Annotated in this window: 16 protein-coding genes and 3 pseudogenes; 7 read left to right on the top strand and 12 right to left on the bottom strand. The window is 46.9% G+C overall.

The features are described 5' to 3' along the window. Positions 1-5: 5 nt before the first annotated feature. The 3 genes from cybH to ACLJPE_RS03655 are packed head-to-tail and all read right to left on the bottom strand — an operon-like array spanning position 6 to position 3,608. Positions 6-749 carry a Ni/Fe-hydrogenase, b-type cytochrome subunit gene (gene cybH / locus ACLJPE_RS03665; RefSeq protein ID WP_000924455.1) on the bottom strand — a complete coding sequence of 248 codons (744 nt, stop codon included), beginning with the start codon at positions 747-749 and terminating at the stop codon, positions 6-8. Next, positions 700-2,502: a nickel-dependent hydrogenase large subunit gene (locus tag ACLJPE_RS03660; protein WP_000331201.1), complete on the bottom strand. Its 1,803-nt coding sequence runs from the start codon at positions 2,500-2,502 to the stop codon at positions 700-702. Before ACLJPE_RS03660 ends, cybH begins: the two co-directional genes overlap by 50 nt. A 2-nt stretch (positions 2,503-2,504) precedes the next feature. Continuing rightward, positions 2,505-3,608, bottom strand: a complete 1,104-nt coding sequence (locus ACLJPE_RS03655; RefSeq protein ID WP_001194450.1) for a hydrogenase small subunit — start codon at positions 3,606-3,608, stop codon at positions 2,505-2,507. A gap of 417 nt (positions 3,609-4,025) precedes the next feature. On the opposite strand from ACLJPE_RS03655, the gene ACLJPE_RS03650 reads away from it, so the two are divergent. Both ACLJPE_RS03650 and ACLJPE_RS03645 read left to right on the top strand, forming a co-directional pair. Continuing rightward, positions 4,026-5,117 carry a choloylglycine hydrolase family protein gene (locus tag ACLJPE_RS03650; RefSeq protein ID WP_000976505.1) on the top strand — a complete coding sequence of 364 codons (1,092 nt, stop codon included), beginning with the start codon at positions 4,026-4,028 and terminating at the stop codon, positions 5,115-5,117. A gap of 45 nt (positions 5,118-5,162) precedes the next feature. Then, a complete protein-coding gene (locus ACLJPE_RS03645; RefSeq protein WP_000388417.1) occupies positions 5,163-5,954 on the top strand; it encodes a FadR/GntR family transcriptional regulator in 792 nt (263 codons plus the stop codon). 58 nt (positions 5,955-6,012) lie between these two features. Here ACLJPE_RS03645 and ACLJPE_RS03640 read toward each other — a convergent pair whose 3' ends face one another. The 5 genes from ACLJPE_RS03640 to ACLJPE_RS03620 form a co-directional block, all read right to left on the bottom strand. Beyond that, positions 6,013-7,038, bottom strand: coding sequence for a zinc-binding alcohol dehydrogenase family protein (locus ACLJPE_RS03640; protein ID WP_039514170.1), 1,026 nt, complete (start codon positions 7,036-7,038; stop codon positions 6,013-6,015). Then, positions 7,013-8,299 (bottom strand): MFS transporter, encoded by a 1,287-nt coding sequence (locus ACLJPE_RS03635; protein WP_000824240.1) that lies wholly within the window; start codon positions 8,297-8,299, stop codon positions 7,013-7,015. The genes ACLJPE_RS03640 and ACLJPE_RS03635 overlap by 26 nt, the downstream gene beginning before the upstream one ends. A gap of 176 nt (positions 8,300-8,475) precedes the next feature. Continuing rightward, positions 8,476-10,032 (bottom strand): PhoPQ-activated pathogenicity-related family protein, encoded by a 1,557-nt coding sequence (locus tag ACLJPE_RS03630; protein WP_000476907.1) that lies wholly within the window; start codon positions 10,030-10,032, stop codon positions 8,476-8,478. Positions 10,033-10,101: 69 nt separating this feature from the next. After that, the gene (locus ACLJPE_RS03625; RefSeq protein ID WP_001095741.1) at positions 10,102-11,343 is read right to left on the bottom strand and encodes an MFS transporter; all 1,242 of its coding nucleotides are present in this window, start codon (positions 11,341-11,343) and stop codon (positions 10,102-10,104) included. Next, positions 11,333-12,841 carry an FAD-dependent oxidoreductase gene (locus tag ACLJPE_RS03620; protein WP_000199418.1) on the bottom strand — a complete coding sequence of 503 codons (1,509 nt, stop codon included), beginning with the start codon at positions 12,839-12,841 and terminating at the stop codon, positions 11,333-11,335. Before ACLJPE_RS03620 ends, ACLJPE_RS03625 begins: the two co-directional genes overlap by 11 nt. A gap of 44 nt (positions 12,842-12,885) precedes the next feature. Here ACLJPE_RS03620 and ACLJPE_RS03615 point away from each other — a divergent pair, with 44 nt between their 5' ends. Together ACLJPE_RS03615 and ACLJPE_RS03610 are read left to right on the top strand one after the other, a co-directional pair. Beyond that, on the top strand, positions 12,886-13,374 hold the full coding sequence (locus tag ACLJPE_RS03615; RefSeq protein ID WP_001293645.1) for a MarR family winged helix-turn-helix transcriptional regulator: 489 nt from the start codon (positions 12,886-12,888) through the stop codon (positions 13,372-13,374). Positions 13,375-13,566: 192 nt separating this feature from the next. Then, the gene (locus ACLJPE_RS03610) at positions 13,567-14,646 is read left to right on the top strand and encodes an S-adenosylmethionine:tRNA ribosyltransferase-isomerase (RefSeq protein WP_000954692.1); all 1,080 of its coding nucleotides are present in this window, start codon (positions 13,567-13,569) and stop codon (positions 14,644-14,646) included. A gap of 51 nt (positions 14,647-14,697) precedes the next feature. Here the strand turns inward: ACLJPE_RS03610 and ACLJPE_RS03605 are convergent. From ACLJPE_RS03605 to ACLJPE_RS03595, 3 genes and pseudogenes are all read right to left on the bottom strand, one after another. Next, a pseudogene (locus ACLJPE_RS03605) lies at positions 14,698-14,979 on the bottom strand (RidA family protein); the annotation flags it as partial. A gap of 118 nt (positions 14,980-15,097) precedes the next feature. Then, on the bottom strand, positions 15,098-15,382 hold the full coding sequence (locus tag ACLJPE_RS03600; RefSeq protein WP_000221344.1) for a type II toxin-antitoxin system RelE family toxin: 285 nt from the start codon (positions 15,380-15,382) through the stop codon (positions 15,098-15,100). Further along, positions 15,372-15,620: a type II toxin-antitoxin system Phd/YefM family antitoxin gene (locus ACLJPE_RS03595; protein ID WP_000885424.1), complete on the bottom strand. Its 249-nt coding sequence runs from the start codon at positions 15,618-15,620 to the stop codon at positions 15,372-15,374. Before ACLJPE_RS03595 ends, ACLJPE_RS03600 begins: the two co-directional genes overlap by 11 nt. A gap of 151 nt (positions 15,621-15,771) precedes the next feature. Between ACLJPE_RS03595 and ACLJPE_RS03590 the strand changes: the two are divergent. The 3 genes and pseudogenes from ACLJPE_RS03590 to ACLJPE_RS03580 all read left to right on the top strand — a co-directional run. Beyond that, positions 15,772-15,891: pseudogene (locus ACLJPE_RS03590) on the top strand (type II and III secretion system); the annotation flags it as partial. Next, a pseudogene (locus ACLJPE_RS03585) lies at positions 15,885-15,983 on the top strand (STM2901 family protein); the annotation flags it as partial. The pseudogenes ACLJPE_RS03590 and ACLJPE_RS03585, both read left to right, overlap by 7 nt. After that, positions 15,977-16,309, top strand: a complete 333-nt coding sequence (locus ACLJPE_RS03580; protein ID WP_000253078.1) for a DUF1493 family protein — start codon at positions 15,977-15,979, stop codon at positions 16,307-16,309. The pseudogene ACLJPE_RS03585 and the gene ACLJPE_RS03580, both read left to right, overlap by 7 nt. A 274-nt stretch (positions 16,310-16,583) precedes the next feature. On the opposite strand, the gene ACLJPE_RS03575 is transcribed toward ACLJPE_RS03580, so the two are convergent. After that, positions 16,584-16,787: a DUF29 family protein gene (locus ACLJPE_RS03575; RefSeq protein WP_001276024.1), complete on the bottom strand. Its 204-nt coding sequence runs from the start codon at positions 16,785-16,787 to the stop codon at positions 16,584-16,586. Positions 16,788-16,828: the final 41 nt, after the last annotated feature.

Here is a 16,828-nt window from a genome sequence, read left to right as displayed (position 1 = left end):
TGTTATCACCTGAACCAGCGCCAGCCGCTTATCATGACGGAAATCACGCTTTGTCGGCTCATAATGTCTTCGCGGATAGCGGTATAAACATGCGCAATGACGAAGGCGATAATGAACCACATGCCCAGCCGGTGCCAGAAATGCAGCGCGAGGCTATCGTTGCCAGTCAGGCGAATCATCCAGCCAAACCATTGATACGCCCAACTGTCTGTTCCAAGTCCTTCGCCATAGAGCGCAAAGCCGCTACACACCATCAGTACGGACATCCAGAAATAGAACATTACCGCCAGTCCCGCTACCGGATTATGTCCATAGTAACGATGGGCCTCTTTTTCGAGGAAAAAATACCAGCGGATTTCGCTGATAACGCCTTTGCGCCAGGCGCGGCGCCAGAACGGAACCAGAAACATCTCCCTGGCGTACTCATTGCCGACACATGCCCAGTAAATACGAAACAGCAGCGCGACAGTAAAAATATACGCCGTGGTAAAATGGATCAGTCGTATCCAGCCCATCCAAAACATAAAGGTCGCTTCACCTTGAATCGATGGCAGGGGGTGGCCAATGAAATATCCTGTAACAGCCAGGACGACAATGGATAACGCCGTGATCCAGTGCCATAAACGGACCGGCGCTTCATAGATATAGTACCCCTGGCTGGTTATTTCTTTGAGATGCATTGAGACCTCCGAATCGTCGTCATCGTACCTGAACCCTGACCAGCTCCCCTCCATGATTATCAATAACATGGGTGGAGCAGGCCAGGCAGGGATCGAAGCTGTGCAGAGTACGTAAAATCTCCAATGGTTGATCGGGAACGGCGAGTTTAGTCCCCATTAACGCCGCTTCGTACGCGCCAATTTGACCTTTATCGTCACGTGGCCCGGCATTCCAGGTTGTCGGTACCACACACTGATAGCTGTCGATTTTCTGATTTTCAATTTTTATCCAGTGCCCCAGCGCGCCGCGCGGCGCCTCGCTGAAACCAACGCCTTTTGTCGATGTAGGCCAGGTATCGGGTTCCCAGAGCGTGACGTTTGCCGTCGCCGTATCGCCGGACTTGAGGTTACGCATCAGACGATCGAAGAAATATTGCAGCGTATTGCCTGCCCATACGGATTCCAGCGCACGCGCGGCAGTACGCCCTAATGTAGAAAAGAGCGCTTCTTTAGGCAGCTTTAATACACTAAGCAGTTGATCCACGGGTTCTTTAAATTCCGGTTTATTTTGATGATATCCAATCAGATAACGCGCCAGCGGACCTACCTCCATCGCATGTCCCTTCCAGCGCGGCGATTTAATCCATGAATATTTAGCGGACTCATCCACCTGTTCGATAAAGGTTTTTGTGCCTTTATAGTGTTCGCCCATGACCAGTTGCGGTTCGGTCAGACCATCCCAAGGATGCAGGCCCTTATCGTTATTGCCGTTACCATAGGTATACCAGGAGTGAGTAACAAACTCCTGAATCTCATCGGGGGCGGTTAAATCGACAGGATGAATTTCGTCGAAACGACCGTTAATGATAGCCCCACGCGGAAGCAGAAGATTACTGGCGGAATAATCGTTAGGGTTATCCGGAAACTCGCCATAAGCCAGCAGGTTCATGCTCGATAACCCGCCGCCGATTTTTGCCCAGTCTTTGTAATAACTGGCAATCAGCAAGACGTCCGGAAGATAAACCTGTTCGCAGAACTGGCGAGCTTTTTGGATGATGGAACTGACAAGGTTCAGGCGTTCCATATTCACTGCGCCGACCGCGCCCGTTTCGTCAAGGTTGATGGCGCAAGGAACGCCGCCCACCAGCCAGTTAGGATGCGGGTTTTTACCACCGAAAACGGTGTGAATTTTTACGATCTCTTTTTGAAAATCGAGTGCTTCAAGATAGTGGGCGACCGCCAGCAAATTGGCTTCCGGCGGAAGTTTCATCGCCGGATGTCCCCAGTAGCCATTACGGAAAGGGCCAAGTTGACCGGACTCGATAAACCGCTTCAGTCGATTTTGCAAATCGCGGAAATATCCCGGCGAGGATAGCGGCCATGCGGAAAGGCTTTGCGCGATGGCGGAGGTCTGATGCGGGTCGGCTTTCAGGGCGGCAACCACATCAACCCAGTCCAGCGCGTGCAGATGATAAAAATGCACCAAGTGATCGTGAACGTGTAGCGTAGCCTGCATCATATTACGGATACAGTTTGCGTTGTCCGGAATCGCGATTCCCAGCGCATTTTCTACGGCACGGATTGAGGTCAGAGCGTGTGTACCGGTGCAGACGCCGCAAATGCGTTCAACGAATGCCCAGGCGTCTCGCGGATCGCGACCTTTCAGGATAACCTCCAGGCCGCGCCACATGGTGCCGGTCGACACGGCGTTAGTAATGACATTATTACTGTCGATATTCACTTCGCAACGCATATGCCCTTCGATGCGAGTAACCGGATCGACCACAATTCGCCGTCCGCTATTGTCCAGCGTAAAACCCTGAGTCTGATAAGGATATGCCATAATTATTTTTTCTCTTCCGGAGCGTTTTCTGATGACGTGTTGTTTTTATTGCGGGCATGTTTTATGGCGCTCACCGTGGCGTGAGCGATGGCGGCAGCGCCCGCGACGCCAGCAACGCCCATTCCGATTTTATCGGCGGTAGCCTCAATGCCGGTTTGCGGAATGCCCGTTGCCCGGCTGTAAAAAGAACCGTAATCCCAGAATCCATCTTCCGAACATCCGAGGCATCCATGACCTGACTGGATAGGAAAAGACACGCCATCATTCCAGCGAACGGTTGAACAGGCGTTATAAGTGGTCGGGCCTTTACAGCCCATCTTGTACAGGCAATACCCTTTTCTGGCGCCTTCGTCATCCCACGCTTCCACAAACTGACCGGCATCGAAATGCGCGCGTCGGTAACATTTGTCATGAATTCGCTGGCCATAAAACATTTTTGGTCGTCCAAGACGATCAAGGGGAGGGATGCGATCAAATGCCAGCATATAGGTGATAACGGCGGACATCACTTCAGGTATAGGTGGGCAGCCTGGCACTTTAATAATGGGTTTATCGGTAATTAATTTGTGAACCGGCGTGGCTTTAGTTGGGTTGGGACGGGCTGCCTGCACGCAGCCCCATGATGCGCAGGACCCCCAGGCGATAATCGCTTTAGCATCCGCGCTGACGCGTTTTAACTTCTCCAGGAACGGCTCACCAGCCAGTATGCAAAACATCCCATCTTCATTCAGCGGCGCGTTACCTTCCACGGCAACGATATAATTTCCTTTGTACTCGCGCATCACATCCGCCAACGCCTGCTCGGCTTGTTGCCCTGCGGCGGCCATAATGGTGTCGTCATAATCCAGGGAAATGAGCGACAGAATGGCATCTTTTGCCAACGGGTGCGCAGAGCGAATGAAAGATTCGGTACAACAGGTACATTCAAGACCATGCAGCCATATCACTGGCGTACGCGGTTTATTCTCCAGGGCATAAGCTATCTGAGGAATCATCGAACTGCTCAGGCCTAAAGACGTTGCGGTAAGGCTGCAAAACTTGAGGAAGCTACGCCTTGTCACGCCGTGTCTACGCATAACTTGATAAAATGTATCTTGTGTTTGCATAACGTTTATCCCAAACCACTATAGTTAGTGTGGGCATCATATGTTGCATTTCTTGTCTTTCTCAACGTGTTTTAGTAGCAATTATGTTTCTAATTCGTAACAACCGATTACATGTGTGCTACTCACATTACTCAAAAACATAAATTAATTTAATGTTATTGGTGATGTGGAGTAAATATAGCGTTGTGATGGTATCTCTTAATGTTGATAAGATTTATTTATAACATGATGGGATTTTTTTAAATGGTCACACGGATAACGCGTTTCATATTAGTTCGCTGTGTTTAACTCTCCTTTAAACCCGTCAGTTAAATTTATTAGCTTGTAAAATAAGATCACAATTAATTACGTGCTGCATAACCATTGATAGGTTTAATTTAATATATTCATCCAATCCATTTTACAAACAAGGAGAGCATGATGAAAAAAAGTAAAGCAATGTTATTTATCGCTCCGGCGTTGTTTTCATACGCCCTGGCTGCACAGGCCTGCACAACCCTTGCTATTCAGGATAAACAAGGCGATGTTTTTCATGGACGTACGCTGGAATATATGCAGGATTTACCCTCATGGTTAACGTATTATCCGGCGGGAACACAGTTTGATAAAAAAACGCCGGATGGCAGTCAGGGAGTGAGCTATCAGGCGAAATATCCGATACTGGCCATTACTTCCACCATCACTGATGGCGATAGCAGAGACATACTTGAAGGCATGAATAGCGCGGGATTGTCATTTAGTGAAAACATGATCATGAATGCGCAGTTGCCGCCATTGCCCGCGAGTGAATATAAACAGGCAATTCCTGTCACCTCGTTGGGAGAATGGGCGCTGGCCCGTTTTGCTACTGTCGGCGAGGTAAAACAGGCAATAAAAGAGGGTAAATTCTGGTCACCGGAACTGCATCGGTTTGGCGATCTGAAATCGCCATTTCATTATGCGTTTTACGACAAGAAAGGAGGAAGCATTGTCGTTGAAGTGGAAAATGGCAAATTCCATGTCTATGACAATCCCACTCGCGTGATGACAAATGGTCCCGCATTCCCCTGGCATCTGACAAATCTGAATAACTATACGCAATTAACCAATGTGGACCGCTCTTCAGGCACACTGGGCGGGATAAAAGTGATGCAGCCTGATAGCGGGATTGCTATTGCAGACTTGCCATCGTCCGATACGTCGGTTTCCCGTTTTATACGCGGCGTTTATTACACCACATATGCGCCGCAAGCGACATCCGCCCACGATGCAATGAATACGCTTGCGCATATTATGAGCCGTTTCGATCGTCCGAAAAATATTACGGTTGATTATATGGGGAGTGAAGGGGAAGGCAACGCCACCCGCAAACCGGTCTCAGAATATACGGTCTGGACAACGCTGTCTGACTTAACGCACGGTGAGATGATGGTGCGCGGCTACAATGATATCAACTATAAAACCTGGTCTCTTTCTCAGTTTAAGAACGCGACAGCGCCCGTGTTCGAGAAAATCAACGTCAAAGGATAAATAGCTCATCTCGGTTTAGTTTCCCCGGTAGTCTCGGCGAAGGTAATGGAGGCTACCGGCGGTTGCTTCTCTTTATCATGCACGGTAATTAATTATCACGATCACCAGCGCCAGGATGGTATGCTAAATCCATTCAAAATCCCCTGGATATGGATTGGAGGGCGCATGGTTATACCTGAGGTCAGGCAGGAGAGGCTCTATCAGAAGATAGCCAACCTCATCATTAAGCTGATCAATGATAATATTTTTCCCCCGGGAACTTTTTTACCGCCAGAACGCGAACTGGCAAAACAGCTTGGCGTGAGCCGCGCCTCCTTGCGAGAAGCCCTTATTGTACTGGAGATCTCCGGATGGATCGTGATTCAGTCCGGTAATGGGGTTATCGTTTCAGATAAAAAACACCTTGCCAGCGACTATACCATCGAAGAAATTCTCTCTACTCGCGAGCTGGTCGATAGCCATTGTGCGCGCTTAGCCGCACAAAACGATAACGTTGACGTCATCAACCAAATAGAGGCGATTTATCATCGTATGGATCAAGCCATTAACGATAATAACGTCCACGGCTTTTACTCGCTGGATAAAGAATTTCACCTTGCGATCTCTGAGGCCAGCCGTAACCGGGTGTTGTTCGATATGTCCCGTATGTTATGGGAACAACGGATTAATATCCCTTATGCCGGGCTTGATGAGCAGTCTGGAGACAGAAATGTTTTACTTAATCTCAACAAACAGCATAAAGCGATAGTGGATGCGATGCGCCAGTCTGATGCTGACAGCGCCTATGAGGGATCTCTGGAACATTTACGCTATGTGAGAAAGATTGTCGGCGGCTAAGTTTGTCGATGAATAACACCGCATGGCGGTCATGCCATGCGGTAGAACTCGCCGTAACTCAATGGAAAACAGCATTAATCTTTAAGTAGCGCTCCGGATAGCGATCAAGCTCTTTAACTGCATCAGGGATCTCATCAAGATTGACGATCTTACTGACAACATCTTGTGGATTAATCTCCAGCGTAGACAGCATACGTAATGCCTCATCAAATTCACCGGCACTGGTGCGGGAGCCGCGTAAATCCAGTTCTTTATAGGTGATCAGGTTCGTCGGCAGCGACGTTTCCTGTTTTGGCCATCCGGTAAACGAAATACGACCAGCAAACGATGCTAAATCAAGCGTATTTCGAATAGCGCTATTTGCGCCGGAAGCTTCTATCACGACCTGCGCCATGGTGCCGTGGGTGATATTTTTAATAGCGTCGATAACCTGATCGTCAGCGGCGTTCAGCACATAGGGAACGCCAAGCTTTTGCGCATAGCGTAACCTTTCTTCCACAATATCAATCAGAATAGGCGTTGCCTTGTAATGACGCGCGCTTAATGCCGCCATAAGACCAATGGCCCCCGCGCCGATGATGGCAACATATTCCCCGGCCTTAACGTTTGCCCGATGCAGCGCGTGCAGAGCGATGGTCAGCGGTTCTGCCAGCGGCGCCATTTCAGAAGGCACATTATCTGGTATTTTATGAATTAAATGTGCGGGATGAGTCACCACCTCCTGCATTGCGCCATCGACATGCACGCCAATGACGTTTAAATTTTCACAACAGTTAGTTCTGCCGACAGAGCAAGGGTAGCAGTGACCACAATAAATATAGGGGTCAACAATCACGTGGTCGCCTTTTTTAATATTGTCCGGCATTCCGGTACCTTCCTGAAGAACAATTCCGGTCACTTCATGCCCAATAATTCTTGGGTAAGTAACAAGTGGGTTCGTTCCACGAAAAGCCCCGATATCCGATCCGCAAATGCCTGCAGCATCAACCTTAATTAATACTTCATTTTCTTTCTTATGGGGATAATCCACCCAGCGGGTTTCAACTTCACCAGGCTTATTAATGAACACAGCTTTGACTTTCATTGGCTTTGAATCCTTTACTTTTTACAAACACGAAGACCAACAGGCTTGAAACGATAGCGATAGCACCAGCCAGATAGAACGCATAGTCATATTTACCGCTAAATTGAACGATAAAACCGGTGACAAGCGGACCGATAATGCCGGATATATTAGCCAGGCCATGCATGGCTCCGCCGACGCTCCCTACCTTATCTTTATGAACAACATCCTGAATAACCGCCCAATAAATTGGGCCCGTTAAATAGAGCAGGAAGAGTGAAACTGACATGAGCGTAATTGCGCTACCAATAGTGCTAACAGTACCGGAAACGGCAACACATACCGCTGCGCCTGCCAGACATACGCCCAGAATAAGTCGACGTGAGAGCAGAGCATTACCGGTAATCCGATAAATTACATCAGAACAGACGCCGCCGAGCACCATACCAATGGCGCCGATGACCCAGGGAATTACCGTGGCGATACTAATTTCTTTAATATCGAGATGTAACGAATGGTTCAGGTAACTTGGGAACCAGGTCAGGAAGAAAAAAAGAATATAGTTGTAGCTGAAAAAAGCCAGAGTTGTTGCCCATACCATTGGTTGTTTCATGTAATAGCCGAGTGAAGGCGTAGCCCGGCCATCATCAGATAAAATAACGTCCTCATGATTTTCAAAATCAATGCGTTCTTCCGGCGCCAGGCGTTTACTCATTGTTGGCTTATCGCTAACGATAAAGTACCACAGTAGTACCCAGACCAGGCCAAATAAGAAAATAATGCCAAATGCGGGGCGCCAGCCTAAGGATAACGCCAGCAGGCCCACTATCGGCCCGGACACCGCGCCGCCGAGCGGGGAACCGGCGCTAAAAATTCCGATCGCCGTGGCAGACTCCTTTCGGGAAATCCAGTTATTGATGATTTTATTTCCGGCAGCGCTGACCGGTCCTTCAGCCATACCGAAAAGAACGCGCACGATAAGCATTGTCCACAATCCGGTGACTAAACCAGTTAAGCCACAAAATACAGACCATAGTAACGCTGCGATGAGAAAAACCGTTTTTGGCCCAACTTTATCGCTGGCCCAGCCACCAATAAAATTAAACAGGGCGTATCCGATAAAAAATGCGCTGAAGATCATTCCCATCTCCGCGGCGTTAAATCCTAACTCCTTTTCGATCAAGGGGGCAGTTATCGACAATGCTGAACGATCCATATAGTTGAGCATGTAAACTATAAATAGAAGAAAAACGATAAGCCATCCCATTGTTTTTCTTTTCATGATTAATCCTCTTATTGTGGTCTAGCGGCCTGACCACAATATTTTAAGGTTATTTTCAAATCACCTCTCTTGTGGTTAGAACGTGATCAATATAACAAAAATTTATCGCAGAGGATTTTTATCCATCGCAAGCGTGATGGATAAAATTATTTAAAATCAGACAATTACTTGAAAATTCAATCGGGGCTATCGTTTTCCCCTAATCCACGCCCCGGTAACGTTTGACATGTGGCGTTAACGGAAGGTGGTGCTGTCTGTGGGTATTTTTCATCGGGCGTAATATAAACCTGACTCGTGGCGACATAGCCATCATTAAAAGTGGCTTCGATATAGGTAGCTTCCCAACCTGTCTTCGGTTCATTTAACGTAATACTGATCTTATTGTTGGCGGGAATATCTATTGTAAGCGGCTGATAACGGATGCCACAGGCATAACGGAAATCACGCGCATTTGGATTGTTGGCTGTCCAGCGAACGACTTTTACCGGCGCTTCTGAGAAATAGACCGTAAGAAGATGGTGGTGAATAAGGCCGATCAACTGTGGTAATGTTTTTTTACTTTGAAACCTATTAATAAAAGGAACGAGGCTTTCTTCAGCGAACTGGTTAATTGAGTAGTGGTTCATATTAGGCACTATACGTAATGATTTTACGCCAGGGAGTTTGCTATAATAAAAGCGAGTATTGTCTGGTACGAAAAAATCATCGCCGCTTGCATTAATAATATATTTCGGTATTGCAAGGCGGGGTTGATAAATAGTGTTGAGATATCTTAACGGATCTATTATTTGCCTTAGCTGGGTAAATGTGGGGGATTTTATTTTCTCATCTATGCCTTGCTGGTAGTAGGGGTAGAATGTAATGGGCCAATTTCCACCGTATGATTGATAAATATGCTCAAGTGAAGCATCAATATCAAGTAGATCAATGGCGAAGGGAACAATTGCTTCAACATCAGGATCGGCAATAGCTGACAACCAGGTAGTCCACCCACGCTTTGAAATACCTGTAATGATAAAGGAATTTATATTCCATTGCGTTAACTCCTTTTTTGCTAATCTCATCGCTTGCGATAGGGCAGTGACCATAGGAATATTTAAGGGCATTAACTCACGTTGCTCCGGCGCTTCCATAAATAATGCCCAGCTTCGGGAAACGCTCTCGTCCTCTTTCAGTGGTTTTTTATCATCCTGAAAGGTTAAATATTGGTTAGGTATATCACTCACTGATATTACGATGGTATTCGTATCACGGGCGATGCTTGCCAGTGTTTCCTGGGGGAAATCACCGGGTTTACCAGTGATTTGTACGCCTTTATCATAATTAATTCCGTTGTTTACAACCACCAAAGCATGGTGCTCTTTTGCCGTTTCAGGGATATAAATATCAACGTTATGTCGCCATTGCGCAGGGGTTACCATGTCATCTGGCGACCAGTGTTGCGATAATAATTCATAGTGTCTGACTACAACCTGTGCTAATGGAGCTGTACTAATCAAGGTATATTTTAGCGGTGTGCCTGAAATCTTCTCCCGGTAGTCGGGGAGAACATGAGACAAATCACACTCCGGGCTGTTTCGACAAAAGAAGATGTTGTTATGAAGTAGTGTATAAACTTTTGTAGAAATAAAAAACAGTACGATAACAACGAGATATATTTTTTTCATGCTTTCCCCGCGCTTTACAAGGGCAAATGCCAACCAGCATAATTTCCATAAATACCTCTTAAACATTCAATATAAGTACAATACTTTTGATAAATAAGGGAAGAAAGGAGTAATAGTGCTTGTGACGTTGTCACATTATTCTGTTTCTGGTTTCGCTATTAGCACTGAACTTTTTGAAAGGTAAATCATTGCCGTCACCAGACCAATAATGGCGACAGAGATAGCTATACCGATCCAGACACCATACAGGGCATAACCCAGGACAAATCCGCCCAATACAGGGGATATAAAATCAGCGATTGCGATTAATGCCTGCGCCGTTCCGATGACGATACCTTGTCGGGCAGGCGATACATGGACGGACAAGGCGGCAAGATAAGTGGGTTTGGCTAGCGCATCAGCGATACTAATACAAACGATAGCAAAAATAAGCACTGGTATGGTCGTGGCGATACCCGCAGTGAGAAATCCAGTACAAAGAAGGGCGAAGATTAGAATAATTAGCTTTCGCTCCGAAAAATATTGGCTCACCCAACCTAACAGAAATAGCTGAACGAAAATATTAATAACCCCGTCCGCCATTAACAGGTAGCTTAACGCTTTTGGCCCAAAGGGAAGCCCATTCCAGATGAAGGTGTCAGAAAGAAAAACAGGTAATTGTGAAGAGTACATGCCATAGGCGAAGAAATGACAAAGCATTACGATGATTAAGACGCGAAGGACTGGCATCTTTAAAATAGCGCGGGCAGAGAACGCCGCTATTTTATCTGCGGTACGTGATGTTGTGGACGGGTCTTTTAACCCCCAAATCGCGACCAGGGCAGACCCAAGGACAAGTATAAAGGCGGCGTAGATCGGCGCGCTCAGACTGATACGCGATAGCCACCCTGAAACGCCTGCCCCGACAATACCGCCTAAACCAATGCAGCCTGTGAGGATACCGATTGCCTGGCACCGATTTCTGACGTGCGTACAATCGGCAATATAGGCTGCGGCGGCTGACAAATTCCCGGCGCTAATGCCAAAAAGCGTGCGGGCGAGCAGGATAAACAGGATACATTGCGCGTTGGCGAGTAATAGTAAACTTATCGCCGCAATAGTCAGCGTGACAATCAGTATTCGCTTGCGGCCAACGCGATCGGAAAGGTGGCCAATCAGGGGCGCCGCACAAAATTGGCTAAAAGCCTCAGTGGCGATGATGATTCCAATGATAAGCGGCGAACCGCCCATCTCGCGGATATAAAAAGGCAGTACTGACATTACAGCCGCTGTACTGGCGGCGTAAAGGCCGACAAGCAGGAAAACAGGCAAAATACGCCGCTTGTTGAGCGGAGTGATAGTTTCGCTGTCGGTGTTCTCATAGACATTAGTATTCATCTTTAATCCCTATGGAAAAACGAGAGAGATAATTTTCAATATCGTTGCTCTGTTTGCCGTGAAAGAATGCGCCGACATAGCCATCGGGTCGAATCAACACGCATTGACCCGGCGCCAGATGATAGGACTCCCGGAAGTGCCCCAGGGTATCGATGAGCTCGTCCTGCTCGCCAATGTGATGAATACGCAGATTTCGCCGCGCATCGATGACCTTACCGTGGGTTTCGTAGGCCAACAGATTCCAGTCCGGACCCTGGAGTAACTGAAATAATCGTAATGATTGGCCGCCGGCACCCAAAAGAGGAGCATCCGGCGCTCTTTCTCCCGCTTGTAACCCATGCTGACGTTCGGGCAACGTGTGGGCTAAGGGGGAGTCGGTATACTGGATGTCAAGTTGTTGAACGTCGCGTTCTCGTTTGATGCCACCCTGTTTTTGAGAGTCAAGTAATCGGGTAGAAAGGTGGAGCAGTGATTCGGCTACCGGGCGGCGTTCCTGTTCATAGCTATCGAGAAGCTCTTCTCCTGCGCCCCGCAGCGAGGCTGCCATTTTCCATCCCAGGTTATAGGCATCCTGGATGCTGGTATTTAACCCTTGCCCACCCGTCGGCGGATGCACATGAGCGGCATCACCGGCTAAAAATACCTTACCCACACGGTAATGTTCCGCTATGCGCGCATTCATCTGGTACTTCGATACCCAGGGAATCGAATGGATGCGAACATCCGTCCGCCCGATTCGCTCAGTAAGAAAAGCCGTGAGCACGTCGGCTGAGAAATTCTGCGAGTCGTCCGGGGCCAACAACGCCTGGATTTGAAAGAGCTGCGTGCCGGCGAGAGGGCAAATCGTTATCATCCGCGCCATATCGCCATCGTTAAAATGGTGCCATACATCCCGGTTCAGACCGGAAAGTGAAGCGTCAGCCACAAGCGCATGGATTCCCAACGTATGACCGGGGAAGCTGACGCCTAATTTTTTTCTGACAAAGCTTCCGCCGCCATCCGCGCCTATCAAATAATGCGCGATGATGACCTCTTCTCCAGCCGGCCCGGCAACATACGCGGTGACCGTGCGTGGGGTTTGCGCAAAATGTCGTAACTCGCAGCCGAACTCTACCCGATGTCCCCATGCTTTTAATTGCTCCCGCATAATCGTTTCTGTCACGTTCTGTGGAACCATCAATGGCAGATGGTAGGGTTCGGCGTGGGTCGGTTTTGTATGATGCGCAATAACTGAATCTACATAGCTTCCGTCGTGACGATAGGTTCGTAATCGGGGATAGAGCCCGCCGGCGGCGACCACTTTATTGAGTATTCCAAGATCCTCGAAGATTTCTTGCGTTCGCGGCTGAATACCTTTACCGCGGGAGCCGATAAAAGGCGTCGTTCTTTTCTCAATCAGGCGAAATGAGACCCCGTGACGCGCCAGTTCGATGGCTAAAGTAAGCCCGGTAACGCCAGCGCCGCAGATCAGTACATCTGTAGTGGTGTATCTTGTCATCGTCTCTCCGATATGTGTATTATGCACATAAGAGGAGGCATGCTATGTCAGAAAATAAAAATGTGCAAGATACACATATTTCCGAGCAAATGAAGGTGCTTCACAGTGCGTTGATTCGCGTGGTGAGCGCGCTTAACCGGCCTCGTAATGATGAGAAATTAATTGCAGAGGCGGGGATTCAACTCGATCGTGCGCTATTTTCGATCCTTATTAGTATCGAACGTTTAGGGCCGATTGGCGTTGTTGAGTTAGCCGAACGTGCCGGTCGTGATTATACGACGGTAAGCCGACAGGTCGCCAAACTGGAGAAGCTGGGGTTGATAATACGGCAGCATAATGCCATCGATCGTCGTATACGCGAGGCCGTTATTTCCCGGACAGGAAAGGCGATGACGGAGCGTATAGACGCTGCGCGAGAGCAAATGGGCAAAGTTGTTTTTAAAGACTGGCCTCAGGATGAACTTGATGTCTTTGTTCGGTTAATGCAAAAGTTTGCCGATGCAATGGATAGCGATGCTCCAATGCCGGAATAAGCAAAAGAAAAGGGCGGTCAAATCCGATCGTCCAGGTTAATATCGGTATCTGACATTGATTAAATAGCCAGCAAAGTAAATATAACAACAACATTTATCGAGTTAATTTTCACCCTTTGAAAGGCTAACGTATACTGCAGAATACGGCTATATAACAATCGCCGTATCAATGGTTTTTCAAAGGGTAAATATATGCTTACCGAAAAATATGATTTTCGCATTACCGATCAGATGACTATCCCACTCAGACCTCATTGGATAGCCAATGATTCATACAGGGAAAAGTGTAAAATGCTTGTCCTCAACCGGAGTAAAGGGGAAATTCATAAGGTAGACTTTAGTAAAGTAACAGATTATATCAAAGAAGGTGATGTAATCTGTTTTAACGACAGTACTATAATAAACCATATGTTTATCTGTAAAACAAGACAGAATAGGTTAATTAAAATTGTTTTAGAGGGATTTTTACCAAATAATAGAGTAATTATTTCCGGACTTTTAAAAGAAAGGCTTAACGCGAATGATGTTTTCTATTTGGTTGATAACCCTGAAATTTCCATTAAGATAGAGCAAAAGTTTAGCGAAGAGAGCCAGTACCGAGCCGTCGTGGAAAATCATGAGGCCTTAATTTGCTATTTGGCCAGTCATGGTGAGCGTCTTGATGAGTATGTGGACTCCAGCTTGTTTTATAAATATCCAGATGCTTACCGTTCCGTTTTTTCTAAAAAGTATGGTTCTTTGGAAATACCTTCTGCCGGCATTCATTTTACCTGGGATCTTATCCAAAAAATCAAAGATAAAGGTGGGTTAATATCCTTCATCACTTTACATGTTGCATCAACAGAAATGTTGTCCAACAGAAAAATACAAACAAAATGTGTAGAGGAAGTGACTATCAACGAAGAATACTACGAGGTTCCGCAAGCAACAGCGGATATCATTAATACTGCGAAGCAAAATGGCGGACGTATTTTTGCCGTAGGAACTACCGTTACACGATGCCTGGAATCCGCGTATTCGAGGGAGCACAATTGCCTCAAAGCAAGTTCTGGCTGGACTGAACTTTATATACATCCAGGCTATCAACTGAAAGTGGTTGACTGCCTGCTAACGAACTTACATCAGCCAAAAACGACGCATATGGTGTTAACCGGTCAGTTTGCTGGGGTTGATCTACTCATGAAGGCCTATGCCTCAGAAGATATCCAGTCATGTCAGTTCGATATGTTTGGTGATTGCATGTTAATCATACAGGATGAAGGGCAGGGATGAATAAAATAAAACCGGTACACATAATGCTACCGGTTTTACCGAGAATAAGCATCAGGGGATTCGGGCAATAACCTTTATTTCGAAATCAAAGCCGGCCAGCCAGGTAACGCCAACAGCGGTCCAGTTAGGATAAGGGGGATGGGCAAATATCTTCTGTTTCACCGCCATAACGTCGTTAAGTTGTTGCTCTGGATCGGTATGGAATGTGGTGACATCCACTATGTCATCGAATGTGCATCCTGCTGCAGTCAGTGTTGCTTTCAGGTTTTCAAAAGCAAGCCTCACTTGTTTTTGAAAATCAGACTCCGGCGTGCCGTCTGTGTGACTGCCTACCATACACAACGTAGGCCATAGTTTCATATACGTGACATATGTCAAGGTGCAGTCACATAAAAGAACTGAGCCTGTTTGTCGTATCGCTTGACGGGGAAAGAGAGCATTTCCTGAGTGATTAGCTTCTGTGTTGTGTCACTTTGTAGACGGCATCATTTTCACGCTTTCCAACACCAATGACAGTTACCGTGATAATTTCATCTTCGACGCTGTACACCAGTCTGTATCCTGCACCACGCAGCTTAATTTTGTACTGATCCTTTCTTCCATGTAATTGAGAAGCCGGAACCCGAGGGTTTTCAAGCCGTTCCCTTAGCTTTTTTTTAAACTGTTCCTGTATGGTATGACCCAGTTTTTTCCACTCTTTTAGTGCTGATTCGTTAAATGCCAGCTTATAAGTCATCAATGTTGACCTCAATGACGCGTTCATTCGCACGCTCATCGATAATACGACCGAGTTCTTCATCCTCAAGAATATCCATAAGATGAGCATAAAGTGCCGGAGGCACACAGTAGAAAGCCGGTTCATTACGGTTAAGAATGGCAACTGGAGCGCCATCTCCGGCATTGAAAGTTCCCATTGGATCACGTTTCAGTTCTGTAATGCTTGCTGCAGTAGTCGTTAAAATTTGAAATGCCATAATTTACCTCCTGGTTGATGACTAAATATAGCACCTTTAATAGTACTAATAAAAGCATCCTTCACGAAGGGGATTCAGCTCCAGCCCGGTCAGTGATGCGGGCAGCTGACGGTTTTTTCAAGGCTAAGTTCAGATGTCCAGAACCTAACTTGTGACCACTGAAACCGGCGTTAATAACTCGCCAACCCTTATCAAGCGTGATGTAACAACCGAAGTCAGCCTTGCAGATGGTGATATTATTTTACTTGGTGGCCTTGCTGAACAGTCGGATGGATTATTCTGGCCTCTGACGTGTCGCAGATTGCATATCGTACAGGCAGGGATTACAACCGTATTGCCAGAGGAAGCGATAAAATATGGTAAGTGATGCTCTTGAACAGCGGATTTATGAACTGGTAAGAAGCCATGATGGAATTTACCTCTTTAAGAAAAAAGAACTGACACCGTCAACAGATTTGGATTCAGATTTACGGTTGGAAGATGATGAAGCACTGGCATTGATGGATGATTTTTTTACGACATTCAATGTAGATAAAGGGAATTTCTCGATCACAACATACTATCCGCCAGAACCACCGCTAAAGCATTTGCTTAATCCGTTTCGCAAAAACGATATTCCTCAGGTGCCGGAGTTCACGATAGGTATGCTCATTGCGTCTGCCAGGTCTGGTCGCTGGTTGTATGACTGATTCACGCTGGGGGGCTGCTTTTCGCCCTCTGCTATTCTAATGCGCATAATGTATATTATGTTAAATGCACCAGAACATTTAAAAGACATGTTAAGGCGGCTGGATTCGTGCATGTCAAAAAACTTCTGGCCCATAAGTTTGATCCCTTCCCTGCCGTGACGCTGAGCGAATTCTGTTGATTTGCACCCGCTATCCTGCACACGATTTCACGCAGCACACGCCGCTCAGGCATAAAAAAACCGGCTATTGTGTTCGGTTCGTCATTGTCAGTGTGTCAGTCCAGGATGAAATCGTCGCACAGCGTATCAGCGAGCGCCCACGGCATTTCAGACGGAAAACTCTTTTCATCAAGGCCTGTTTCACGCGCTGCAGATAACACGGCATCGCCGTAGGACTCAACAGCCATTTCCGACAGTTCCCGTTTTAATAACGGGCTTTTTTCCAGACGACGGGCAATTTTCCTGCGCTGCGCTGACATGGGCTAAAAAATTAATGGGAACCTCATTTCACGAGGTTTGA

Source organism: Salmonella sp. SAL04196 (genome assembly GCF_046550835.1).
GTDB lineage: Bacteria > Pseudomonadota > Gammaproteobacteria > Enterobacterales > Enterobacteriaceae > Salmonella > Salmonella enterica.
Note: the sequence above shows the minus strand (reverse complement) of the source record. Positions and strands in the feature narration are given on the sequence as shown.